General features: G+C 41.3%; 19 protein-coding genes and 2 tRNA genes. 14 read left to right on the top strand and 7 right to left on the bottom strand.

Features of this window, described 5'->3' with window-relative positions; all coding sequences use genetic code 11:
* Window positions 1-50 precede the first annotated feature (50 nt).
* On the bottom strand, window positions 51-692 hold the full coding sequence (locus ABLA85_RS11080; protein WP_367964059.1) for a riboflavin synthase subunit alpha: 642 nt from the start codon (window positions 690-692) through the stop codon (window positions 51-53).
* A 240-nt stretch (window positions 693-932) separates the two neighbouring features.
* Here ABLA85_RS11080 and ABLA85_RS11075 point away from each other — a divergent pair, with 240 nt between their 5' ends.
* The 5 genes from ABLA85_RS11075 to ABLA85_RS11055 all read left to right on the top strand — a co-directional run bounded on the left by ABLA85_RS11075 (window position 933) and on the right by ABLA85_RS11055 (window position 5,325).
* Window positions 933-2,306 carry an MATE family efflux transporter gene (locus ABLA85_RS11075; RefSeq protein ID WP_367964057.1) on the top strand — a complete coding sequence of 458 codons (1,374 nt, stop codon included), beginning with the start codon at window positions 933-935 and terminating at the stop codon, window positions 2,304-2,306.
* Window positions 2,307-2,466: 160 nt separating this feature from the next.
* Window positions 2,467-2,543, top strand: a tRNA-Val gene (locus tag ABLA85_RS11070).
* A 33-nt stretch (window positions 2,544-2,576) separates the two neighbouring features.
* Window positions 2,577-2,653, top strand: a tRNA-Val gene (locus ABLA85_RS11065).
* A 544-nt stretch (window positions 2,654-3,197) separates the two neighbouring features.
* Window positions 3,198-4,607 carry a pyruvate kinase PykF gene (gene pykF, locus ABLA85_RS11060; RefSeq protein WP_367964055.1) on the top strand — a complete coding sequence of 470 codons (1,410 nt, stop codon included), beginning with the start codon at window positions 3,198-3,200 and terminating at the stop codon, window positions 4,605-4,607.
* Window positions 4,608-5,088: 481 nt separating this feature from the next.
* Complete coding sequence (locus tag ABLA85_RS11055; RefSeq protein ID WP_047680124.1) at window positions 5,089-5,325, top strand: major outer membrane lipoprotein; 237 nt, start codon at window positions 5,089-5,091, stop codon at window positions 5,323-5,325.
* An 80-nt stretch (window positions 5,326-5,405) separates the two neighbouring features.
* On the opposite strand, the gene ABLA85_RS11050 is transcribed toward ABLA85_RS11055, so the two are convergent.
* The 3 genes from ABLA85_RS11050 to ABLA85_RS11040 all read right to left on the bottom strand — a co-directional run bounded on the left by ABLA85_RS11050 (window position 5,406) and on the right by ABLA85_RS11040 (window position 10,286).
* The gene (locus ABLA85_RS11050; RefSeq protein WP_367964053.1) at window positions 5,406-6,470 is read right to left on the bottom strand and encodes a L,D-transpeptidase family protein; all 1,065 of its coding nucleotides are present in this window, start codon (window positions 6,468-6,470) and stop codon (window positions 5,406-5,408) included.
* Window positions 6,471-6,789: 319 nt separating this feature from the next.
* Complete coding sequence (locus tag ABLA85_RS11045) at window positions 6,790-7,203, bottom strand: hotdog fold thioesterase (protein ID WP_367964051.1); 414 nt, start codon at window positions 7,201-7,203, stop codon at window positions 6,790-6,792.
* Window positions 7,200-10,286, bottom strand: a complete 3,087-nt coding sequence (locus tag ABLA85_RS11040; RefSeq protein WP_367964050.1) for an FAD-binding and (Fe-S)-binding domain-containing protein — start codon at window positions 10,284-10,286, stop codon at window positions 7,200-7,202. The genes ABLA85_RS11045 and ABLA85_RS11040 overlap by 4 nt, the downstream gene beginning before the upstream one ends.
* 207 nt (window positions 10,287-10,493) lie before the next feature.
* On the opposite strand from ABLA85_RS11040, the gene ydiK reads away from it, so the two are divergent.
* Window positions 10,494-11,603: an AI-2E family transporter YdiK gene (gene ydiK, locus ABLA85_RS11035; protein WP_367964048.1), complete on the top strand. Its 1,110-nt coding sequence runs from the start codon at window positions 10,494-10,496 to the stop codon at window positions 11,601-11,603.
* A gap of 467 nt (window positions 11,604-12,070) precedes the next feature.
* Here the strand turns inward: ydiK and ppsA are convergent, their stop codons facing one another.
* The gene (gene ppsA, locus ABLA85_RS11030; RefSeq protein ID WP_367964046.1) at window positions 12,071-14,449 is read right to left on the bottom strand and encodes a phosphoenolpyruvate synthase; all 2,379 of its coding nucleotides are present in this window, start codon (window positions 14,447-14,449) and stop codon (window positions 12,071-12,073) included.
* Between the two features lie 238 nt (window positions 14,450-14,687).
* On the opposite strand from ppsA, the gene ABLA85_RS11025 reads away from it, so the two are divergent.
* The 7 genes from ABLA85_RS11025 to ABLA85_RS10995 all read left to right on the top strand — a co-directional run bounded on the left by ABLA85_RS11025 (window position 14,688) and on the right by ABLA85_RS10995 (window position 23,032).
* Window positions 14,688-15,551: a pyruvate, water dikinase regulatory protein gene (locus tag ABLA85_RS11025; protein ID WP_367964044.1), complete on the top strand. Its 864-nt coding sequence runs from the start codon at window positions 14,688-14,690 to the stop codon at window positions 15,549-15,551.
* Window positions 15,552-15,713: 162 nt separating this feature from the next.
* On the top strand, window positions 15,714-16,760 hold the full coding sequence (locus ABLA85_RS11020; protein WP_367964042.1) for a 3-deoxy-7-phosphoheptulonate synthase: 1,047 nt from the start codon (window positions 15,714-15,716) through the stop codon (window positions 16,758-16,760).
* Between the two features lie 401 nt (window positions 16,761-17,161).
* Window positions 17,162-19,210, top strand: coding sequence for a TonB-dependent hemoglobin/transferrin/lactoferrin family receptor (locus ABLA85_RS11015; RefSeq protein WP_367964040.1), 2,049 nt, complete (start codon window positions 17,162-17,164; stop codon window positions 19,208-19,210).
* Window positions 19,211-19,315: 105 nt separating this feature from the next.
* On the top strand, window positions 19,316-20,389 hold the full coding sequence (locus ABLA85_RS11010) for a hemin-degrading factor (protein ID WP_367964038.1): 1,074 nt from the start codon (window positions 19,316-19,318) through the stop codon (window positions 20,387-20,389).
* Window positions 20,386-21,213: a hemin ABC transporter substrate-binding protein gene (locus ABLA85_RS11005; protein ID WP_367964036.1), complete on the top strand. Its 828-nt coding sequence runs from the start codon at window positions 20,386-20,388 to the stop codon at window positions 21,211-21,213. The genes ABLA85_RS11010 and ABLA85_RS11005 overlap by 4 nt, the downstream gene beginning before the upstream one ends.
* Window positions 21,210-22,238, top strand: a complete 1,029-nt coding sequence (locus tag ABLA85_RS11000; protein ID WP_367964034.1) for a FecCD family ABC transporter permease — start codon at window positions 21,210-21,212, stop codon at window positions 22,236-22,238. The genes ABLA85_RS11005 and ABLA85_RS11000 overlap by 4 nt, the downstream gene beginning before the upstream one ends.
* Window positions 22,238-23,032 (top strand): heme ABC transporter ATP-binding protein, encoded by a 795-nt coding sequence (locus ABLA85_RS10995; RefSeq protein WP_367964032.1) that lies wholly within the window; start codon window positions 22,238-22,240, stop codon window positions 23,030-23,032. Before ABLA85_RS11000 ends, ABLA85_RS10995 begins: the two co-directional genes overlap by 1 nt.
* A 124-nt stretch (window positions 23,033-23,156) precedes the next feature.
* Here the strand turns inward: ABLA85_RS10995 and ABLA85_RS10990 are convergent, their stop codons facing one another.
* Window positions 23,157-23,480, bottom strand: coding sequence for a phage holin, lambda family (locus tag ABLA85_RS10990; protein ID WP_367964182.1), 324 nt, complete (start codon window positions 23,478-23,480; stop codon window positions 23,157-23,159).
* Between the two features lie 292 nt (window positions 23,481-23,772).
* A complete protein-coding gene (locus ABLA85_RS10985) occupies window positions 23,773-24,690 on the bottom strand; it encodes a DMT family transporter (protein ID WP_367964031.1) in 918 nt (305 codons plus the stop codon).
* 126 nt (window positions 24,691-24,816) lie between these two features.
* On the opposite strand from ABLA85_RS10985, the gene ABLA85_RS10980 reads away from it, so the two are divergent.
* The coding region (locus tag ABLA85_RS10980) for a LysR family transcriptional regulator (protein WP_367964029.1) at window positions 24,817-25,547 on the top strand (731 nt) is incomplete at its 3' end.

Genomic DNA, 25,547 nt, shown 5'->3' with positions numbered 1-25,547 from the left:
CTCTGTAGCTTTTTTCATTAATATTTTTTCATTAATATAAGCAGCGTTAACTACTCTTCCAATTGGGATAATACTTTTTCCTGTTCTTTTTGCGCCATGAACCGTTCAACAGTATCTACAATTGCTTGTGTCTGTGGGTCAATTTCAATATTTACTTTTTGGCCAATGCGTTTTTTGCCCAGTGTCGTACGTTCCAACGTTTCTGGAATCAAATGAACACAGAAACGATTATTCACGACATCTCCAATCGTCAGACTGATCCCATCAATACCAATAAAACCTTTATGCAGGATATATTTCATTAACTGCTTATCATAAATACGGAACCATATTTCATGGTTATTTTCCGAAGTAAAAATTTTGGCAATCTCAGCCGTTGTAATGACATGACCGGACATCAAATGTCCACCAATTTCATCACCAAATTTAGCTGCTCTTTCCAAATTTACTAAATCGCCCACTTTAAGTTCACCGAGATTAGTCAAACGCAGTGTCTCTTTCATTAAATCGAAACTAATCAAATCACCATCTATTTTGGTGACAGTCAAACAACAGCCATTATGGGAAACGGAAGCACCTGTTTCAATTTCGGGTAATAATTCAGGCGGAAATTTAACTACATGAGTCCGAAAGTGTGTTTTTTCTTCAATAGCAACTATAGGTGCTTTTCCCTGGACAATGCCTGTAAACATGGGAAACCTCTTTCATCGTTTTGCATGATAAGTTAGTGTAACGTACTCATCTCTTTTAGACACTATTTCGGTGGAGAGTTATTTTCGATTTGGTATAAATATCGTGCAATGATTGGCTTAATAAAATGAGTCCTATACAATACTTGAGTTAACAAGAGATTACTTTTCAAACAACTTCGTTTGCTCGCAGAAATGTTCCTTGTTCTTCTAATTAATTTTTAATCAAAAAAGGTGTAGTACGTGCAGAAATATTTAAATGAAGCGCGTAGTTTGCTCGCTCTGGGGATCCCCGTCATCATCGCTCAATTTTCACAAACTGCGATGGGTTTTGTAGATACAGTTATGGCTGGTAAAGCTGGCGCAATCGAGATGTCAGCAGTTGCTATCGGGACATCAATTTGGCTGCCAGCGATTCTGTTTGGTCAAGGCTTGTTGATGGCCTTAACACCAATCGTTGCGCATATGAATGGCTCAGGCCAGAGAAAAAATGTCGCCAGCCAAATCCAACAAGGTTTTTGGCTGGCAACGTTCCTGGCTATTTTTATTATTACAATTTTGTATAACTGCCGCTTCATTATAGAAGCGCAACATAATGTGGATCCTATTCTGGCACAAAAAGCTGTAGATTTTATTCACGCTATTATGTGGGGAGCGCCTGGTTGCCTGTACTACCAGGTTTTACGCAGTCAATGTGAAGGGCTGTCAAAAACCAAACCAGCAATGGTTATTGGTATTTTAGGATTATTGGTTAATATCCCCGTCAACTACATTTTCATTTACGGTAAATTCGGTGCACCGGAACTTGGTGGTGTGGGTTGTGGTGTTGCAACAGCAGCCGTTTACTGGGTAATGTGCCTGTTACTACTTGCATATGTCAAACACTCACCTTCTCAGAAAGATATCCATACATTTGACAATTTTGCCCGCCCTAACTGGTATGCTCAAAAACGCATTACTCTGCTTGGCTTACCCATCGCTCTGGCTATGTTCTTTGAAGTTACGTTATTTGCTGTTGTATCCCTACTGATCTCCCCTCTCGGCGTAATTGCCGTTGCAGGACATCAAATTTCTCTCAATTTCAGTTCATTGATGTTTATGTTCCCGTTGTCATTTGGCATAGCGGCAACTATCCGTGTAGGTTATAACCTTGGGCAGAAATCAACCGAAGGCGCTAAAATATCAGCTTATACCAGCCTTGTTGTTGGCTTGGTAATTGCTTGTATAACAGCAACCTTCACGATTTTATTCCGTGAACCAATTGCAATCATGTACAACAATAATTCCGAAGTTGTCACTTTGGCATCTCATTTGATGCTGTTTGCTGCTATCTATCAGCTTTCTGATTCAGTTCAGGTGATTGGTTCCGGGGTATTGCGCGGATATAAAGATACACGTTCCATTTTCTTTATTACTTTCATCGCATATTGGGGTTTCGGATTACCTAGTGGTTATATACTAGCACTAACCAACTATGTGACTGAACCGATGGGGCCACAGGGTTTCTGGATTGGATTTATTATCGGATTAACTGTAGCGGCAATCATGATGGGTAGCCGGATTTGGTGGTTACAAAAACAGCCTGATCATACTGTTCTGGCATATTCTACTCGTTAATTCAGTGTATTAGATTATCATCTCAAGGGGAAAAAGTTGTAAATTCACACTGATAGATGTAAATGCGAGCAATCGAACACGAATTTGCATTTTTCCCCTTGCCAGACAGCTCAGTGATCGTTAATATTCGTCCCCGTTGTCAGCCACGGAAATTTAGATTGCGTCCGTAGCTCAGTTGGTTAGAGCACCACCTTGACATGGTGGGGGCTGGTGGTTCGAGTCCACTCGGACGCACCAAATATCTGGTTGACAAAAAGTTCATTTTTACGTGCGTCCGTAGCTCAGTTGGTTAGAGCACCACCTTGACATGGTGGGGGTCGGTGGTTCGAGTCCACTCGGACGCACCATATCTTTATGGTTCACCCTGTTTTTTTCACTTTTAACTCTCTTCACTTATAATCTGGTTACCCCATTTATTCGTTGTCACAATTTGGTACTGATTGGCCCATACTTATTCTTATACCCAACTTCTCATACCCAACTGAAATAACAACTATCCGATTCGATACTATTGCGCAACAACTTACTGATTTTACTAACTTGTATGTGAGTATTTTTTATTCCTTTAACATAAATCTTTTCGATAACTCTTTTTTTAATTCATTTCACAGAAATTAGTCTCTATAATACGCATTGTCATATGTTGAATGGTTTCAGCCAATTGATTTACCGAACTCAGAAAAGTTACAAATGATTAATCATTCCAAGTCCACATGTCCATACATGCCTGGCTTCATGAAAAGCAACCACTTGACATTTTCTGCCACCCGTTTTCTATTATGTTGCGCAACTAACAATGCCAAATTAACAAAGCCAAATGACACTGGCTTATAATGTCAATGGTTGGTGATTCACTCTTTTTAATTCATAAAAACCAGTAGATAGATTGTCATGAAAAAAACCAAAATTGTTTGTACTATCGGACCAAAAACTGAGTCCGAGGAAAAACTAACCGAACTGCTTAACTCAGGCATGAATGTTATGCGCCTGAATTTTTCTCACGGTGACTACGAAGAACATGGTCAACGCATTAAAAATCTTCGTGCAGTTACTGCAAAAACCGGCAAAAAAGCAGCTATCTTACTGGACACCAAAGGCCCTGAAATCCGAACCATGAAACTGGAAGGGGGTAATGATGTTTCTCTAACGTCAGGTCAGACTTTCACTTTCACAACAGATCAATCCGTCATCGGTAATAAAGAATGTGTTGCCGTAACCTATCCAGGTTTACCAGCGGATTTATCTGTGGGTAATACAGTATTGGTTGACGATGGCCTGATTGCTATGGCAGTAAAAGGTATCACCGAAACTGAGGTCATTTGTGAAGTGTTGAATAACGGTGACTTAGGTGAAAACAAAGGTGTCAATCTGCCAAATGTTTCTATCAACCTGCCTGCACTGGCAGGAAAAGACAAGCAAGACCTTATCTTTGGTTGTGAGCAAGGTGTTGATTTTATCGCAGCGTCTTTCATTCGTAAGCGTTCTGATGTTTTGGAAATCCGCGAACACTTAAAAGCCCATGGTGGCGAACACATCCAAATCATTTCCAAAATTGAAAATCAGGAAGGTCTGAATAATTTTGATGAAATTCTGGAAGCTTCAGACGGTATCATGGTTGCCCGTGGTGATTTGGGTGTTGAGATCCCCGTAGAAGAAGTGATTTTCGCGCAGAAGATGATGATAGAAAAATGTAATTCTGCACGTAAAGTTGTTATCACTGCGACTCAAATGCTGGATTCCATGATCAAAAATCCACGCCCTACCCGTGCTGAAGCAGGCGACGTTGCCAATGCCATCTTAGATGGTACTGACGCAGTAATGCTTTCCGGCGAAAGTGCTAAAGGAAAATACCCTGTTGAAGCCGTCTCCATTATGGCAACCATCTGTGAACGTACAGATCGTGTCATGAGTAGCCGAATCGAAAATACCAAAACTCAGAAGTTACGTGTTACCGAAGCAGTTTGTCGCGGAGCGGTAGAAATTGCCGAAAAATTGGAATCACCTCTGATTGTTGTGGCGACTTATGGCGGTAAATCTGCAAGATCTATCCGTAAATACTTCCCTAATGCCCCTATTCTTGCACTGACTACCAATGAAATTACTGCTCGTCAGTTGTTACTAGTTAAAGGTGTCTCTACGCAAGTTGTCAAAGAAATTGCGTCTACTGATGATTTCTACCGTATTGGTAAAGAAGCGGCATTAGCCAGCGGTATGGCAAGCAAAGGAGATATAGTTGTGTTGGTATCCGGTGCATTAGTACCAAGCGGTACAACAAATACTTCTTCTGTTCATGTACTGTAATTATTTTTGAGCACAAGACAAGCTGCCCAATTAATGAGCGGCTTGTCAAACAAAAATAACGCTTGTCTTTTAACCATACCCCAATAATAAACAAATATTCACACTGAAATAATTCAAAACATTCAGCACAAAAAATACTCCATTTATTTTAAAACCATTTATACTAATATTGATCTCACTTGCTTGATTTACAGATATTGGAAGCTAATTTTTTGACAAAATAGGCAAAATAGATTTTTTTTATTTATTACAGCCAAGCAGTAAAAACTGGAAGATACATCACGTAATGTTTAAGATTTTTCTGATTTAATTATTCATCTCATTACCGTTTTATTGCGATTATCTAAAAATTATTAACTTTTTTTAGAATAAAAAACAGTATAATTGGTTTCTTTAGACAAAAATTTATTCTCTTTCCAAAAAAGTTTGTGTAATAATTAGATAGCTACTTGGAGATTAACTTAATCTAGAGGGTATTGTGATGAATCGTACTAAAGTTGTACTTGGCACAGTAATTCTTGCTTCTATTATGTTAGCGGGTTGTACAAACCCACCTAAAGTTGATCAGCTTTCCTCTCAGGTTCAAACTCTGGGTTCAAAAGTTGACCAACTGAGCAATGAAGTTAGCTCAATGCGTTCTGATGTACAAACAGCGAGAGACGAAGCCTCTCGTGCGAATCAACGTCTTGATAATCAAGTTCGTTCCTATAAAAAATAAACTTGTAGCATATTCAAGAATGGCGTACTTCGTAAGTACGCCATTTTTTATGTTCTCAATTCCTCAATTCACTGTTTCGGTTAGGATTTAGTTTGATAGATTGGAGCTGGCTGGCTCAACGGTGGTAATTTAACGGGCTGAATATTGAGAGTAGCTTCTTCACGTTCTTCCATTAAACTTGGAAGTTCTCTTTCCTTTTTACCGGATGAAATAGTTTCCTTGTTGACTACCACAGGCAGTCCAGAACGACGAATGATCGCCTGATCCACCAAGACAGCATTCGTATTACTGTTTGCAATAAACTTTAATAACCCTTCTGTACGTTTAATTGGTATAGTTTGAGGATCATCAGCATCTGTCTTTGAAAGTGGTTGATGAACCTCAACATAACGTTTGCCATCTGGTTCTACCGCATATTTGATTGGTTCATTAATGATCTGAACACGGGTTCCCTTCGGAACATTATAAAATAGTGCTTCAATATCATCAGGACGCAAACGGATACACCCCGAACTGACTCGCATGCCAATACCAAAATTCGCATTAGTACCATGTATCAGGTATTCTCCACGCCCTGCTGCCAAACGCAGAGCAAAATCACCCATCGGGTTATCCGGGCCTGCAGGTATTACCGCCGGCAAGATAATACCGCGACTTGCATAATCTTTACGGATATTAGCAGTAGGTGTCCATGTCGGATGTTTAATTAACTGGTTAACCGATGTCGTCATTGTTGGTGTATTGCGCCCAAGCTGCCCAATTCCAATTGGGTAAACAATGACATGATCCTTTCCTTTTGGAAAATAATAGAGTCTCAGTTCAGCAAGATTAATAATAATCCCCTGACGAGGGGCATTGGGAAGTAACATCTGTGACGGGATAATGAGTTTTGTACCAGGTTTGGGTAGATAAGGATCAACACCAGGATTGGCTTCCAGCATAGCCAGTAAACCTATTTGGTATTTGGCGGCAATGGCTTCCAACGGGAGACCATCATCAGGTACGACATAGATGGAGTTCTCACCAATCAGGCGACTGTTAGCAGGTGGCAATGGATATTCCGCTGCATAAGCTAGATTAGCTGCCCCACAGAACGACAACATGCCGATCAAGAAAGTACTGATAAAAGACAAAAATCGCTTCATACACACTTCCTCAATGTTATTTGAATGCCAGTGGTTAATTAATAGCCTATTCTATTCCCTTTGCCACAATCAAAGCCAAAGCTAAATTTGAACAGTATTCAGACTACAACGCATCTTACAACTGATAGCAACTAATTACACCAGACTAACATATCAATAGTCAAAACCTGCCGTAAAACAGGCTACGTGTTATTTTCAGCCATATTCCGAACGAATTGGCTGAAATCAACCAAATAATCAGATAAACCCCAAAAAGTTCCTGCCAACAAATATCAACAGGAACTTAAACTAATCAACTTACGTTATAATATATTGAATATTAAGCTAAAATAGCTGTAGTCAGGCGGGATGTACAACATAATTGCTGTTGTCCATTATAGATATCAATTTGCCAGATTTGATGGGTACGCCCAAGATGGATTGGTTTGCAGATCCCTTTAACTATACCCTTACGTACCGCTTTTATATGGTTGGCATTAATTTCTATCCCCACAACCTTTTGTTCACCTTCAGAGCAAAGATATCCTGCAAGAGAGCCAAGTGTCTCAGCTAACACCACTGATGCTCCACCATGCAAGATGCCAAATGGCTGTTTAGTTCGCTGGTCAACAGGCATTGTTCCCTCAATGAAATCATCTCCAAGCTGAGTAATTTCTATTCCAATATGATTCACAATACAATCAATACCCAATTGATTTAACATGTTTACATCTGGATGACGTTTCCAAATCACTGCATTATCTCCAATAAAGCTTGTAATGGGTGTTTAAGTACTTTTCCTTCTATGCGTTTCACCTGACTACGGCATGAATATCCAGTACTGAGACAATGTTCCAAAGCTAAATTATTTAGTACAGGTGCCCATGAAAGTCTGTAAATGCCAATCGAATTATCAAGGTTCTTTTTCTCATGACCATATGTGCCTGCCATACCACAACATCCCACATTGATGTTGTTTAATTTACAGCCAAAATGGTGGAAAATATCAATCCATTGTTTACCGCTATTAGGTAACGCTGTCACTTCTGTACAGTGCCCCAATAAATACCAATCATGACTGGATGTTACCTTGTCACGTTTTCCTTTTGAAGCAATTTCCGGCAACACGTTCACCAGCCATTCATGAACCAATTGAACGTTAAAATTCCCCCGCTGTTCACCCAGAATATCTTTGTATTCATCCCGATAACACAGAACCAAAGCAGGATCAACACCCACCATAGGAATATCCAGTTGTGCGACCCGTTTCAGGAAATCAGCCGTTTTCCTGGCAGTTTTGGCAAATTTATTTAAAAATCCTTTAACATGTTGTGCTTTTCCATTCGGAGAAAATGGTAACAACACTGGCTGATATCCCAACTTCTCGATCAGCCGTACAAAATCAGTGACAACTTTTGCATCGTGATAACTGGTGAAAGGATCCTGGACGATAAGTACATGCTGCTTACGTTGGATCGTAGGTAACATTTCGAGCTGTTCTAATGTCGTCCGGGTTGCATAATGACTTGCGAGTTGCTGCTGTAATGTCGGATAGGAAAGCTGTGGCAAATCAACCATACCAATAGTATGTTGACTGAGTTTTTGTACCCACGGCTGCCGCAAGAAGAAGTTAAATACCCGAGGAGCCTTTGCCATTAATGGGGTACTGCTTTCTACATTGGCAACAATATGATCACGCAACGGACGTAAATAACGGCTGTGATACAGAGCCAAAAAGCGGGAACGAAATGATGGTACATCAATCTTAATCGGGCATTGTGTCGAACAAGCTTTACATGCCAGGCACCCCGACATCGCCTCTTTGACTTCATGGGAAAAATCATACTCTCCCCGCCATGCTTTCCAGCTATGACGCGTTTTCTCAATCAATCCACGCAAGCTTACTCCATGTAAACCGGATCGGGCCTGTTCAAATCCTTGCTCTAATAACTTAGGTTCAACGCCTTGCTCCGTCAGAAGCCGCAACCACTCCCTGACAAGGGTTGCTCTGCCTTTAGGTGAATGGATGCGATGCTGGCTGATTTTCATTGAAGGACACATTGGGCTTTTTACGTCAAAGTTGAAGCACAGGCCATTACCATTACATTCCATTGCTCCACGGAATGTGTTTCTGACATTAACCGGAATAATTCTGTCATAAGTGCCACGCTTAGTGGCATCGACCTGCATCATCGGGGCATCTATTCCCATTGGCGGGCAGATTTTTCCCGGATTCAACCTGTTGAGTGGATCAAATGCCGCTTTAACCCAACGTAATTCATCGTACAGGACTTCACCAAAAAAAGCCTGACTGTACTCTGCCCGAAAACCTTTGCCATGCTCTCCCCATAACAACCCGCCATATTTAGCCGTCAAGCGGACTATCTCATCGGAAATCTGCTTCATAAGAATTTCCTGCTGAGGATCGCACATATCTAATACCGGCCGAACATGTAAAACGCCTGCATCCACATGACCAAACATACCATAATCAAGCTGATGGCTATCAAGAAGCTGACGAAATTCGACAATATAATCAGCAAGATGTTCAGGTGGTACACAAGTATCCTCAACAAACGGAATAGGTTTAGCGGCACCTTTACTGTTACCCAACAATCCGACAGATTTTTTCCGCATGGCATAAATGCGTTCAATATCATCCAAATGGTGGCAAGTCTGGTAACCGATAACACCAGCCTGACTGTTTGCCATTAATTCATCAAGGCGCAAGCAGAGAGCATTGACCTGCTGATCAATCTGCTGTTCATCGTCTCCGCTGAATTCAACGATATTTAAGCCTTGCATATCTCTGTCTGGAACGTCAGCAATCAATTCTTTCACTGAATGCCAAATAATATCTTCACGTGCAAGGTTGAGAACTTTTGAGTCCACTGTTTCAACAGAAAGCGCTTTGGCTTCAACCATAAACGGAGCATTACGCAGGGCTGAATCGAAAGAATCATATTTTACATTCACGAGCCGTCTGACTTTCGGCAATGGTGTGATATCCAATGTTGCTTCGGTAATAAAGGCCAGAGTACCTTCAGATCCCGTTAATATGCGTGTCAGGTCAAATGATTGCATATCATCACTATAAACATGACGCAAATCATAACCTGTCAGAAATCGATTGAGTTTCGGGAACTTCTCAACAATTAATTCCCTCTGCTCACGACAACGCTCAAGTACCGTTTTATAGATATGACCAATAACCGATTTCTCTTCCGCAATTGATTCTGCCAGTGTTGTACTCATAGGGCGGGTATCAAGCATCTCTCCCCCCAGTAAAACAGCCCGGACACCAAGTACATGATCTGACGTTTTACCATACACCAACGATCCCTGACCGGATGCGTCGGTATTGATCATACCGCCTAATGTGGCACGGTTACTGGTTGATAATTCAGGAGAGAAAAAATAACCGAAAGGTTTTAGGTATTGGTTGAGTTGATCCTTAATAACACCTGCTTCAACTTTAACCCAGCCTTGTTCTGGATTAATTTCCAGAATTCTTTTCATATACCGGGACATATCTACAACAATGCCATTGTTGAGGGCCTGGCCATTCGTACCAGTTCCCCCACCTCGGGGTGTGAATGTCAGAGAATGGAAGCGTTCTTCTCCTGCAATCCTCGCCAACAATGCAACATCGGCACTGGAACGCGGAAAGATAACCGCTTGTGGTAACAACTGATAAATACTATTATCTGTCGCCATAGTCAGTCTATCTGCGTAATTGCTGGCAGTATCACCTGTAAAACCAGTATCCTTCAATACAGTCAAATATTCCTTTACCAGTTCACTGACTTGGGGGGCTTGTGGTATACGTGGGATCATTGGCTCATTGCCCCTTTTTCTAATAAGTGTCCACAATTGCTTTATTTATATACTACCTTAACCATCAATTCAGACAGGGATCTGAATAACTAGTTTTTCAACGATATCACAATATCTAACAATTTTGAGCAATCTGTGAAATAACGTTATATTTATTTACCATTGTTGATTCTGACAATATTATCAATTGCCGAGAGAAATCATTTCATGGAAAAATCGCAACCACGTCACGATTTACCCAAACTGCTATTTGTACTGTTCTTCATTTTACTGCTCATTACGACCAGCTTTTGGGTTTTGAGTCCATTTATTTTGGGTTTCATCTGGTCAGGAATGGTGGTTATCGCAACTTGGCCACTAATGGAAAAAATACAACAACATTTATGGGGAAAACGCTGGATTGCGGTTTCCATCATGACATTAATATTGCTTTTATTATTTGTTATTCCTATTGCCTTACTGGTTGGCAGCCTGCTGGAAAACAGCGCACCACTAATTGTCTGGGCAAAATCTCCAGCCAATATACATCTGCCTCAATTGGAGTGGCTGAATAAAATCCCGGTCATTGGCAATGACTTATATATTAAATGGCAAGACACTATTGCTGAAGGTAGTAACATGCTTCTGGCTAAAATTCCACCTTATATCGGTAAAGCAGCAACATGGTTTTTTGCCCAAGCCGCCAATGCAGGCCGTTTTCTGTTCCACCTGGCACTGATGGTACTGTTCAGTGTCCTGCTTTATTGGAAAGGTGAACACGTTATGCTAGGCATTCGCCATTTCGCTATCCGGCTGGCAGGTAGACGTGGTGATGCTGTTGTACTACTGGCTGCTCGCTCCATTCGTGCTGTTGCTTTAGGTGTGGTCGTTACAGCACTCGTCCAGGCTATCGCTGGTGGAATTGGGTTAGCAATCGCAGGTATTCCTTATGCCATGATCCTAACAGTCATAATGTTTGTACTCTGTGTTGCTCAATTAGGTCCTTTACTCGTCCTTATCCCATCCATTGTTTGGCTTTACTGGACAGGAGAAACAACCTGGGGAACTATTTTAGTTGTCTGGAGTTTAATTCTGGTCACAATGGATGGGGTGCTTCGTCCTTTCCTTATTCGCCTTGGTGCCGATTTACCTATGGTTTTAATTCTCACCGGTGTTATCGGCGGCATACTTTCACTGGGTGTGATTGGATTATTTATCGGCCCGGTGGTATTAGCTGTTTCTTATAGCTTGTTGCTGGCCTGGATGGATGAAGTTCCTAAACCTGAAAATAAAATAGAACAGATAGAACAATATTTCAAAAAAGACCATATACAATAATAAATGATAGCGCGGAATATGATTTTTCCGCGCAATTATCATTAATGTAAATAGATAATCTCGTTTCTATAGAAAATAAAAATTCATCCCACCAGTAAATAAATCCTTCAAAAATTTGTTACAAAAAAGTTATTTTTAAATTTTGTTTTTTAATTCTGATTTATTAAGAGAATTCTTAATGAATAAACTCACTTATTAAATTAGTATTCTTTTCATCGAAACAATGTTTCCCATGAATTGCTGTCTTAGTTTGTAAACGCCACAAACTGGGATAAGTGAAGTAATATATATTGCTGTGTGTAGTCTTTGCCTGTCAGCCCATGATAGGCTTTTTTTTTGGGTTTAGGAAAAATTTTCATTGGTTCTATATAATATATGACCAATGTTAAAAAAGATTATGCTATAAAAACAAAAAGCCTGAAAATATTTTTAACAGGCTTTTTAGTTCATGTCTGAATAAGTTGTTATTAATTATTTCTCGCTAGAGAAATCCAAGTTTTAACAACGGTATCAGGATTCAATGATAAACTGTCAATCCCTTCTTTCATTAGCCACTCAGCGAAATCTTCATGATCAGAAGGCCCCTGACCACAAATACCAACATATTTACCTTGTCGTTTAGCTGCCCGAATCGCCATAGAAAGTAATTGTTTCACTGCATCATTACGCTCATCAAATAATTCAGATACAACACCCGAATCACGATCCAATCCTAATGCTAATTGAGTCATATCATTTGAACCGATAGAAAAACCATCAAAATACTCAAGGAATTGTTCCGCTAATAATGCATTTGATGGAATTTCACACATCATGATGACTTTCAACCCATTCTCGCCACGTTTCAACCCCTGTAATGCCAATTCTGAAATGACAGCTTCAGCCTGTGCTACTGTACGTACAAATGGGATCATCACTTCGACATTAGTTAACCCCATAACATTACGCACTCGTTTGACCGCCTCACATTCCAAAGCAAAGCATTGGCGGAAACTGTCAGAAACATAGCGACCAGCACCACGGAAACCAAGCATCGGGTTTTCTTCATGTGGTTCGTATAAATCACCACCAACTAAGTTCGCATATTCATTAGATTTGAAGTCAGATAAACGAACAATAACGCGCTTAGGCCAAAATGCGGCCGCCAACGTCGCAATACCTTCCGTCAGACGTCCGACATAAAACTCAACAGGATCATCATAACCTGCCATTAATAATTTAATCTGTTCCTGTAGTTCAGGGGATTGTTCAGCAAACTCAATCAGGGCACGGGGATGAACACCAATCATGCGGTTTATAATGAATTCCAAACGTGCCAGCCCTACACCTTCATTCGGCAGGCAGGCAAAGTCAAACGCCCGATCCGGATTGCCCACATTCATCATAATCTTAACATCCAACTTTGGCAGTTCATCAACCTGAGAACTTTGGATGCTGAAATCTAGTTTATTCTGATAAACGAAACCGGTATCCCCTTCAGAGCAAGAAACAGTCACTTGCTCACCTTCTTTTAAGCGTTCCGTCGCATCACCACAACCTACTACCGCAGGAATACCCAATTCACGAGCAATAATAGCAGCATGACAAGTACGGCCGCCACGATTGGTAACAATCGCCGCCGCTTTTTTCATGATGGGTTCCCAATCTGGATCAGTCATGTCTGTTACCAACACATCCCCTACTTGGATACGATCCATTTCGCTGAGATTGTGGATAACTTTAACCGTACCAATACCGATTTTGTGCCCGATCGCACGGCCTTCCACCAGCACACGGCCCTGTTCATTCAGTTGATAACGCTCCATCACCTGCTGATTTGAGCGGACTGTCTCAGGACGTGCCTGTACAATATATAGCTTGCCATTGTGCCCGTCTTTCGCCCATTCAATATCCATCGGACGGCCATAATGTTTTTCAATCAATAAAGCTTGTCTTGCCAATGCTTCAACTTCGCTGTCAGTAAGAGAGAAACGATTGCGTAACGCCTCAGAGACATCTTCTGTACGTACCTGCTGACCGTGCTCTTTGCTGTCTGCATAAACCATACGTATTTTTTTGGAGCCCAAATTACGACGGACGATCGCAGGGCGATTATTTTTTAATGTCGGTTTATGGACATAAAACTCATCAGGGTTTACTGCTCCCTGAACAACCATTTCACCCAAACCATAGGCAGATGTAATAAACACGACTTGATCAAAACCAGACTCCGTATCAATCGTAAACATCACACCCGATGATGCCAGATCTGAACGCACCATACGCTGTACCCCGGCTGATAATGCAACACCACGGTGGTCATAGCCCTGATGGACACGGTAAGAGATAGCACGATCATTGAAGAGAGAGGCAAAAACATGTTTAATGGCAATCATCACAGCATCAACGCCCTGCACATTTAAAAAAGTCTCTTGCTGTCCGGCAAAAGAAGCATCCGGCATATCTTCAGCAGTCGCAGAGGAGCGGACAGCGAAAGAAGCATCCGGCTCACCTTCAGACAATTGCAAATAAGCATCGCGGATATCTTTTTCCAGTTGTGCCGTAAATGGTGTATCAATCACCCACTGACGGATCTGTACGCCAGCCTTAGCTAATTGATTAACATCATCAACATTAACTTCATCCAGTAATTGATAAATACGCTGGTTAACACCGCTTTGTTCCAGAAAATCATTAAATGCCTGTGCAGTTGTAGCGAAACCATTGGGGACAGATACACCAAGGTCAGCCAGATTAGTAATCATTTCGCCAAGAGAGGCGTTTTTACCACCGACCCGACTAACATCATTCATGCCTAATTGGTTATACCAAAGCACATTACATGGGGTAAGGCCATTATTGGACATTGAAACTATCCTTTTTACATTCGAAGGTACAACTCGGAAAATTAAAGCTGTTTTTACAGCAAGAAATAGCCTAGCACAATGTCTTGCTACATATAGAAAGGTGAATCGATCAACCCAGCAATATTATTTTTTTACACGTATAATCTGGCACATTATCTATGGCTGTAATTTGTAATAAAAACGATTCAGCTAATATTTTACTAACTCCCTATAAACTCAACAATAAAAGAAAAGCACAATGATAGAGATCCAACTCCCTCAGACTCAGGACAATGAAATTCTGGAACGCAGTGTATTTTTCATTTCCGATGGTACAGCAATTACGGCAGAAGTTTTGGGTCATGCTGTATTGTCTCAATTCCCGATTAATATCACGTCTTATACCTTACCCTTTGTAACCAACAAAATGAGAGCAGAAGAAATTAGGAACCAGATAAATACCCTCTATCAGGAAACACAAATCAGGCCACTCGTTTTTTATTCCATCATTTCCAATGAAGTTAAAAATATTATCACCAGCAGTAAAGGTTTTTGCCTGGATATTGTCCAGACTCTCGTCGCACCATTGCAGCAAGAAATCGGGCTGGAACCTAAACCTGAATTACACCGTACCCACGGTTTATCTGAAAAAAATCTGAGTCAATATGATGCCCGCATCGCAGCCATTGATTACGCCCTCGCACATGACGATGGTGTTTCATTACGCAATCTCGATCAGGCTCAGGTAATTATTCTGGGTGTTTCCCGCTGTGGAAAAACCCCCACCAGCCTCTATCTTGCCATGCAATTCGGCATTCAAGCCGCAAACTATCCTTTCACTGCGGATGATATGGATAATCTGCAATTGCCTGCTGATCTAAAACCTTTCCAGCAAAAACTATTCGGATTGACAATAAGCCCGGAAAGACTGGCCGCTATCCGGGAAGAACGCAGAGAAAATAGTCGTTATGCTTCATTACGACAATGCCGGATCGAAATTACTGAGGTTGAAGCCCTATTTCGCAAAAACAAAATCAATTACTTAAATACCACCAATTATTCTGTCGAGGAGATTTCAACCAAAATTATTGACAGTATGGGATTGAAACGGCGTATGTTCTGATCCCGGAAATACCAGTACATTTCAGAACACCGTTACAATCTTATGCGCGCGATTTCTTATGTAATTGTAATTATTGTCTGTTGAATTTGCTGGAGGTTGAGTTATTGTAATTTCAATTACGCCAGACTGCATTCCAAGATGAAGTAGAATTTGAGAAAGTATATGCACAAAACAGATGAATTAAGAACCCACCCAATTGACAGATTAATAACACCTAAAACACTTTCTGAGCAATATCCCATATCAGAAAAAACATTGCAAAATGTGACGGTATCACGCAGACGTATTGAAGCTATTCTTACGGGCAACGACCAACGTTTGCTGGTTATCATTGGGCCTTGCTCTATACATGATGTTGATGCCGCTCTTGATTATGCCTCACGTCTGCACGTATTGCGTAAAAAATATCAGCATAGTCTGGAAATCGTAATGCGAACCTACTTCGAAAAACCTCGTACTGTTGTTGGCTGGAAGGGATTGATTTCAGACCCTATGTTGGATGGTTCTTGTCATGTCAATAAAGGAATTTCACTCGCCCGTAAATTATTAATTGATATTAATGAGTTGGGAATTCCCACCGCCACAGAATTTCTGGACATGGTCATCGGGCAATATATTGCAGATTTAATTAGCTGGGGAGCAATCGGTGCAAGAACAACAGAAAGCCAAATCCACCGGGAAATGGCCTCTGCACTGTCATGTCCGGTTGGATTTAAAAATGGTACTGACGGTAATACTCATATTGCTATTGATGCGATACGCGCATCACGTGCCGGACATATGTTCTTGTCACCAGATAAAGATGGACAGATGACCATCTATCAAACCAGTGGAAACCCTTATGGGCATATCATTATGCGCGGTGGGAAAAAACCGAATTACAGTGCTGAAGATATTACAGCAGTTTGTCAGAAATTACGCGAATTCAACCTACCAGAACGCTTGATAGTAGATTGCAGTCATGGAAACTGTCAGAAAGTTCACCGCCGACAACTGGATATAGCCAGAAATATTAGCCAACAGATCCAGTCTGGTTCAACGGCTATTGCGGGTGTCATGGCAGAAAGTTTTTTAGTGGAAGGTTCTCAAAAAATCATGCAGGGAGAACCTCTGACCTACGGACAATCTATTACTGACCCATGCCTTAGCTGGCAAGATACCGAACAATTCCTTAGTATTCTTGCGGAAGCAATTGAAAGCCGGTTCTGAATATCGTTTTTATTGGCTTCTGTTCACGTGGGAGCAGGAGCCAATCCCCCATTTGAAAAATCATACAAAACCAATCTATCGAGTCAGTTATATCCACATAAAAAAATAGCTTGAAGTTAACCAAGACAGAAACGATAATTATTCTCAATATTAGAATAATTATTGTTCATATTGGGTTATGAAAAAAATAACTGATTGCCTGTGCTACTACATCAATCCTTTGCAACAACAGATCCTTCTTGCGTTACATCGTGATTCGACACAAACCGATAACTTTACTCTGACGTAATAATAATTCAGAGAATTCACCGTGATGCATCTCAATGGTTCTTAAAACAATATATATGTTTCAAAACCATTCGTATGCTTTAAAACACAGCAAAATTATGGAGATAACCTATATGACCCGAATTCAACCACCAAACCTGAAATTGTCTGCACTAAGTATTGTCATTCTGACAGGGTTGTCTTCTGCTCACGCAGCAACCATCCCAGATGAAAAAACAGCTTTAGCAGAGAATAATAAACATCATAAAGATACGCTGACGGTTTATGCCACAGGGAATCAGCGCGACAGTTTTGAAGCACCTATGATGGTAACAGTTGTTGAAGGTAACTCAGCCAGCAGTAAAGTTGCAGGCAATGCAAATGACTTGCTGCGCAAGATCCCTGGGATTAATACTGCGGATTATGGGCGCGCTAATGGGCAAGATATCAACCTGCGTGGTTACTCTCAAAAAGGCGTTTTAATGCTGGTTGATGGCGTTCGTCAGGGTACTGATACCGGGCATATTAATGGCATCTTCCTTGATCCCTCACTGATTAAACAAGTCGAAGTTGTCCGTGGTCCATCTGCCCTGCTCTATGGCAGTGGTGCATTAGGTGGGGTTATTGCCTACCAGACGGTTGATGCCGCAGATCTCTTACAGGCGGGGCAAAATACTGGTTTTCGTGTTTTTAGTCGTGCCGCAACTGGGGATCACAGTTGGGGATTCGGCGGAGCCGCATTTGGTAGAACCGATAATCTTGATGGTCTATTTAGTTTTAGTACCCGTGATGTTGGCAATATTCGTTATGGCGGCGGGGTAAAAGGCCAGAATGATGAGATTATCGGCAATATACTGACCAAAGGGACATGGAAAATTAATGACAACCAATCAATCGGTGGCGAACTTCGTTATTACCGTAATAAAGCTAATGAGCCACTGAACCCACAAACTGTCAAAACAGCAGATAAAACAGAACAAACTGATCGCACCACAACACAGCGTGATGTGCAACTGACTTACAAGTTAAATCCGGCAGAATATAACTGGTTAAATTTCAGAACAGATATTTACTATTCCAACATTAGTATTGATGCTAAAAGTAAAAAAAGTGGTTTTGAAGGCCGTAAACAAGAAACTTACGGTATAAAACTGGAAAACCGTTCTCACTTGAGTGCCAACTCCTTCGCTGCACATCAATTTACTTATGGTAGCGAACTATATAAACAGAAACAAAAACCAAGCAGCAATGATATAAATGGATTCCCGCATGCAGATATCCGTTTTGCATCCGGTTGGTTGCAAGACGAAATCACCATGCGTGACTTGCCGATTTCATTTATCGTCGGTACACGTTACGATAATTACAAGGCATCAAATGATAAATATAAATATAAAGATATCAATGCCGACAAATGGTCATCAAAAGGTGCTATCAGTATCACCCCAACAGATTGGTCGATGCTGTTTGCTTCTTACTCTCAGGCATTCCGTTCGCCGACAATGGGGGAGATGTATAACGACTCCAAACATTTTCCAGGTAATTACTGGAAGCCGAATCCTAACTTACGCCCTGAAAGCAATGAAACTCAGGAATATGGCTTTGGGCTCCGTTTCGATGATCTCTTTACCAGCAATGATGGCCTAAAATTCAAAGCCAGCTATTTTGATACCAAAGCAAAAGACTATATCGACACTTCCGTAGAGTTTAGGAAAGGATTTACGACTTCCTTGAATATCCCCAAAGCAAAAATTTGGGGCTGGGATGCATCAATGACCTATGATTCCGATTACTTCTCATGGGATCTGGCTTACAACCGTACAACTGGCAAAGACGAACAGACTGGCGAGACTATCAAAAGCCTCAGTCCTGATACGGTGACCAGCACACTAGATATTCCTCTTTCCAGTAGCGGTTTTTCTATTGGTTGGATCGGTAAATTTACTCAACGTACCCAGTTCATAGGCGTTAATGGTGACAAAGATGAACGTGGAAAAAAAATTACTCAATATGCAGGCTATGGCGTCAATGATTTCTACATTAGTTACCACGGTGAAGACCAGCTAAAAGGTGTAACGGCCTCTGTCGTACTCGGCAACGCTTTCGACAAGCAATATTACTCATCACTGGGTGCACCACAGAGTGGCCGCAATGCCAAACTGTTTGTCAGCTACCAGTGGTAAAGACTATCGGTGGTAAAGATTATCGATAGTAAAGACTATCGATGGTAAAGAATAGCAGCACTAATTTTTAACCTTTAACGCAGTTTTTTTAAGGAGCTAGTATCTGTGAATCAGTCACTTTATGAACGTTACCTACAGGCAAAAGCGGATAATAAAGCTAAATATGCACGCGACTTAGCCGCTTATCTTAATGTCAGCGAAGGAGAATTACTGCACAGTCGTGTCGGTATCGACGCAAAACGTCTGAACGTTGATGCTCCTACCCTGCTGCAAGAATTAGCAACAGTCGGTGAAACCAAGGCCATTACCCGCAATGATTTTGCTGTTCACGAACAGGTTGGCCGTTACGAAAACACGAAGTTCAGCCAGCATGTTGGTCTGATCCTCAATCCGCGTGAACTGGATTTACGTATGTTCTTTGAACATTGGAGCTGTGTTTTCTCTCTGGCAGAACCTACGAAAAATGGTATACGTCACAGTATCCAGTTCTTTGATCGCCAGGGTGATGCTCTGCACAAAGTGTATACAACAGAACATACTGATATGACTGCATGGGAAGCCCTGATTGAAAAATATCAGACAGATAAAAACCCGGTGCTGGAAGTGAAATCTGAAGAAGCCCCTGAATATGCAGAAGTGACTGAAGAGCTGAAAACACAATTGGATGAAGAGTGGCGTGCAATGACCGATGTTCACCAGTTCTTCATCATGATGAAACGTCATAATCTGAATCGCCAGCAGATTTTCAATGCTGTCAAAGATGATTTGGCTTACCGTGTAGAGAATTCCGCCTTGACTCAGATCCTTGAAGTTGCACACAAAGATCAAAATGAAATTATGATCTTCGTTGGAAATCGCGGTTGTATCCAGATCTTTACGGGTAAACTTGAGCGTCTGATGCCGTATCAGGAAGAAAACTCTTCCCTGAAGTGGGCTAATATTTTTAATCATAACTTCACGTTGCACCTGATTGAAAGTGCTATTGCTGAAAGCTGGATCACACGCAAGCCAACAACAGATGGTTTCGTCACCAGCCTTGAGTTGTTCGATGCGGATGGCAACCAAATCGCCCAACTGTATGGTCAGCGTACCGAAGGTACTCCTGAGCAGGCACAGTGGCGCGAACAAATTGCCGCACTACCTAAACTGCAACCAGAAAAGGAAACTTGTGTAGCATGAAAAAGTGGCTTCTAACATTTATGCTTGCCATCTCCTCCAGTGCGTTTTCTGCTGACTCTGCTGAACGTATTGTCACAATTGGCGGTGATGTGTCTGAAATCGTTTTTGCACTTGGCGAAGGACAGCATGTTGTTGCCAGGGATAGTACCAGTCAAAACCCTAAAGAAATACTCTCATTACCAGATGTGGGGTATATGCGAATGCTGAATTCAGAAGGAATTTTGTCTATGCGCCCGTCACTGGTTATCACTAGTGAATTGGCCCAACCTTCTCTGGCACTCAAACAAATCGAAGATTCCGGTGTGAAAGTTATTAAAGTGACCAGTAAAGCCTCGTTAGAAGCCATTCCTGAAAAAATCAAGACCGTCGCCAAGGCGGTCAACCAGGAAAAACGTGGTGAAAAGCTAATCACTCAATATCAACAACAATTGGCTACAATCACTACGTCAGACATTCCTACAAAAGTGATGTTTGTTATGAGTCACGGAGGGATTATGCCAATGGCCGCCGGCCAACAAACCGCGGCGGATAAGATTATTCATGCCATTGGTGCCAAAAATGCCATGCAGGGATTCAAAGGATACCGCCCTTTATCACAGGAAGGTGTTATCGCCAGCCAGCCGGATTTGCTGCTGGTTAGCACCGAGGGGCTGAAAACGCTAGGTGGTGTGGATAAACTGTGGCAACTTCCGGGTTTGAACTTTACTCCGGCAGGAAAGAAAAAACAGGTTGTTGTTGTGGATGAAATGAGCTTGCTCGGATTCGGTATCCACACCCCGGAAGTGATGAAACAAGTCCGTGAAGCTGCGGAGAAAGTGCAATGAGTCGTACTCAATCCCCCAGTTTTGGTTTGATGTTACTGGGCATATTGCTATTTATTCTGGCAATCAGTTCAGCCAATATGGGGGCATTGCCTCTTTCTTTTAAAACTCTGTGGGAATCCTCTTTGGATGACCCACAGTGGCAAATCTGGTTAAATATCCGGCTACCACGCATTCTATTGGCGATTCTGATTGGCGGTGCGCTGGCTGTTTCCGGTGCCATAATGCAGGGTTTATTTCGTAACCCTCTTGCTGATCCCGGATTATTGGGGATCAGCAGTGGTGCTGCACTGACTGTGGCAATCATTATTGTTGTGCCCACTTTTTTGCCTTTCTCTTTACCAGACAACATGCTATCTGAAAATATTGCGTTGTATGGTCATGTTATTGCAGCTTTTGGTGGTAGTTTATTAGTCTCATTACTGATCTTTTCATTAAATAAATATAGCCACGGTAATTTATCGAAATTGCTGCTTGCAGGTATCGCTATTAATGCACTGTGCATGTCATTTATCGGTGTATTGAGCTATATCAGTAATGATCAGCAATTACGTCAATTTACCATTTGGATGATGGGTTCACTGAGCCAGATTGAATGGCCGACACTGATTATTGCCGCTTCTATTATTATTCCTGTCAGCCTGTTAGCACTCAGTCAATCACGAAAACTCAATCTATTGCAATTGGGCGATGAAGAAGCCCACTATTTAGGCATTAATGTTCAACAAACGAAATTTCAATTACTGCTGCTTAGTGCCTTGCTGATTGGCTGTGCGGTCGCATTGAGTGGTGTTATCGGTTTTATTGGTTTGGTTATTCCCCACCTTGCCAGATTGCGGTTTGGTGGTGATCATTCCTGGTTACTACCAATATCAACACTGGGTGGTGCATGTCTTTTGTTAACTGCGGATACATTAGCCAGAACGTTAGTTGCTCCCGCCGAAATGCCAGTTGGTCTTATTACCGGTTTAATTGGTGCACCTTATTTCTTAGGGTTAATCCTTAAACCTTCAAAAGGCCGTTTGTAATGGAGCCGATAATGTCAAAAAGTTTACTTGAAGCCAAAAATCTGAATTACTTCATTGGGCAGCGCCAAATCATCAAAGAGGTTTCGCTCTCTATCCATCAAGGAGAAGTGGTTGCAATTATTGGTCCCAATGGCGCAGGTAAATCCACGCTATTACGGCTGTTAACCGGTTATGTTTCACCAAACAGCGGCGAATGCCTGTTACAAGGAATTCCCCTGCCCCAATGGCCAACCCAAAAACTTGCACGGATCCGTGCAGTAATGCGGCAATACAGTTCACTTTCTTTTCCTTTCAGCGTGGAAGAAATTATTGCAATGGGACGAGTCCCCCATGAAAACGCTCATAAACAAATTGCTATTGATGAAGCAATTGCATTAACAGAGTGTGAAGAACTGAGGCATCGGAATTATCAGCAACTCTCTGGTGGAGAACAGCAACGTGTTCAATTGGCAAGGACTCTGGCTCAACTCTGGCATCCAGAGCCAACAGAGTCCTGTCTGTTTTTGGATGAGCCAACCTCAGCATTGGATCTTTACCACCAACAGCATACATTGCGACTTGTTCATAACCTGACCCGTCAACACCCTCTTGCTGTTTGCTGCGTATTGCACGATCTAAATCTGGCTGCACTCTATGCGGATAAAATTATCCTATTACATCAAGGAAAGTTAGTTGCATCCGGCACACCACAGGATGTCCTGCGGAATGATATCCTTAAACAATGGTATCGGGCTGATTTAGGCGTAACCCGGCATCCTGAAACTTACCAGCCGCAAGTTTACCTCCGGCAATAATGGCATATCAGAATACCTCGGAAGCTGATTAGACCTGGCATATGCTAAATTACGTAGTGAAATGCAGCTTGTGCATCATAAAGGAAAGATTGTTAATCGTGAGGTAAAATTCTCAGTCTTTTCTTTAATCATGTGATTTTTCATCCAAGCGTTTATCAATGATACGGATCGCAATTTCGCGCAATTTTTCTACACCAATAAAACCCACAGCTCCACCAAGCGCAGGTGACATGCTGCTGGGAATACCAACCAGTTCCAGCGCACTTGAGAATCCCCATGACAACGCCCCACATAAAAAAGGTTCAACCCAGCGTTTTTTTCGTTCTACACCGTCATAAAGCAGACGTCCATAACAGATCATAATAGCCAGCAAGGAACCGGATATCTGTGGCCAGGCATTTCTCAGGCTATCCATCAATTCAATCCATAAATCAGGGTGTTCTTTCATCATTAGTCCCATAATTGAATAATTGACGTCACAGATATAAAGCTTTCTGGCGATTCAATCACAGTTCCAGCCTGATATTTCTCAAATCAGAATCGGTAGACAGGGATTGATCCAGTACTGAGTGACGTTTTGTATATATCCATATTAACGTCAGCATAAGGCAACTACACTGTCATATACTTGTGCTCTGCTCAGTACTAAATCACACTGTCAAATGTTGCCCAAAATGTGCCACAGCTCATTAATTAGTTTCATCGCATTCATTTTTTCTCTGGTTACCACAATACTAATATCACGGCAGCGTTCTTCGGAATATTTTGATAGTACCTTGCCCCAACAGTACGCCTATAATAGTAAGAGTACTACCAATAAACTGAACTAAGTTGAACCTGTTCTCTACAATGATCTGTATCGTCAAGGCAAAAATAGGTACAAAATTAAAAAATATTGCTGTCTTACCTGCCCCACGAGTAGCAATGCCTATATTCCAAAAAAGATAAGCAAGAAAAGAACCTGCAATACCCATATAAATACTCGCCAAATGACTCTCAGATGATGCTGATAATAATGCAGGCACAGGAGATTCAACAAAAATTGCCACTATTACCAATATAATCATGCCAAAAAACATTGTCCAACTGGTGGTTTCAAGTGGAGTTGCTTCTGTAACAAAAACACGAATTCCAACGGTATAAATTGCCCAACCGAGACTCCCTGCAAAAATAATCAATACCCCTTTTTCTATATGAACCGCGCCACCAAGAATCAACTGACCATTGGTAATTACCAATACCACTCCAAGTAAACTAATAATCATTCCAACCACACGTATTATTTCAGGGAAACGGCGATTAATAATAGCTTCTAAGATATTGGCAGAAACTGGTGTCGTTGCCATTATTAATGCAGCAGTCACAGGATGTCCATGTTGGAGACCAACAAACAATGCTCCATTAAATCCCGCGATACCAATTCCTCCAAGAAAAATAAAAGCCAACCAGTTTTTCTTAAACGCCCTGCCATTAATTTTTCTTCTAAACATCATAAAAATGAAAATACCCAAGACAGCAAAAACAAAACGTTCACCAGAAGCTGTCCACGGAGGGAGATCTACAAGCACTATTTTAGTTACCGGAAAGTTTGAACCCCATAAAAATGTTGCAATTAACGTCAGAATAACCGCTAACTGTGGTGTTATCCGTATGTTCATGGCTTAGCTCTCTTAATTTTTAGAAAAATAATTGGGTTGTTTTTATTGAAATTATTGTGGCATAGTTCAAAAATGAAATATTTAGTCATAAGTAGAAGATAATTTTCCAAAAACGGAAATCATAATATGCAATCATTTAGTTGGGATGATATTCGAGTATTCCTGGCAGTCGCACAAACTGGAACTATCAGTAATGCATCAATGCTTCTTAGTGTTGGTATCGCAACGGTATCGAGAAAAATTGAACGGCTTGAAAAAACGTTCGGAATGCCTTTATTCCTCCGTCATCAGACAGGTTATCAGTTAACAGAAGATGGAAGGGAACTATTGGAAAAAGCCAAAGTAATGGAAATCGCTGCAAATTCATTTCTGACTGAAGTTGATATACGTACAAAAATCGCGGGTAAAGTCCGTCTCGCAACAACCGAACTTCTTGCTAACGATTTAATTATTCCTAATCTGTCAACCTTACAAAAAAACTACCCAGATCTGACGCTGGAAATCATTACTGATGTACATACTGTAAATCTTCATCGCCGTGATGCTGATTTAGCCCTTCGTCTTGTCAGACCTGAACAAGGCCATGTTACAGTGCGTCGATTAGGTATATTGGGTTTTGGATTATATGCCAGTAAGAAATATTTTATAAATTATCCAGATAAGATACCTGAAGGCATATATAACAACATCCATTTTATTAGTTGGACTGATGAATACCTGCAACTCCCATCATCTAAATGGACGGAGAAAATTTTGAAAGGCCGCCCACTCTCTATAGCTACAACTTCACTTTCAGGCCAAATTGCGGCAGTAAAAGCAGGTTTAGGATTGGCAATACGGTCATGTATTGAATGGTT

The organism is Xenorhabdus sp. SGI246 (assembly GCF_040838225.1).
In the GTDB taxonomy this organism is placed as follows: domain Bacteria; phylum Pseudomonadota; class Gammaproteobacteria; order Enterobacterales; family Enterobacteriaceae; genus Xenorhabdus; species Xenorhabdus indica.
Note: the sequence above shows the minus strand (reverse complement) of the source record. Positions and strands in the feature narration are given on the sequence as shown.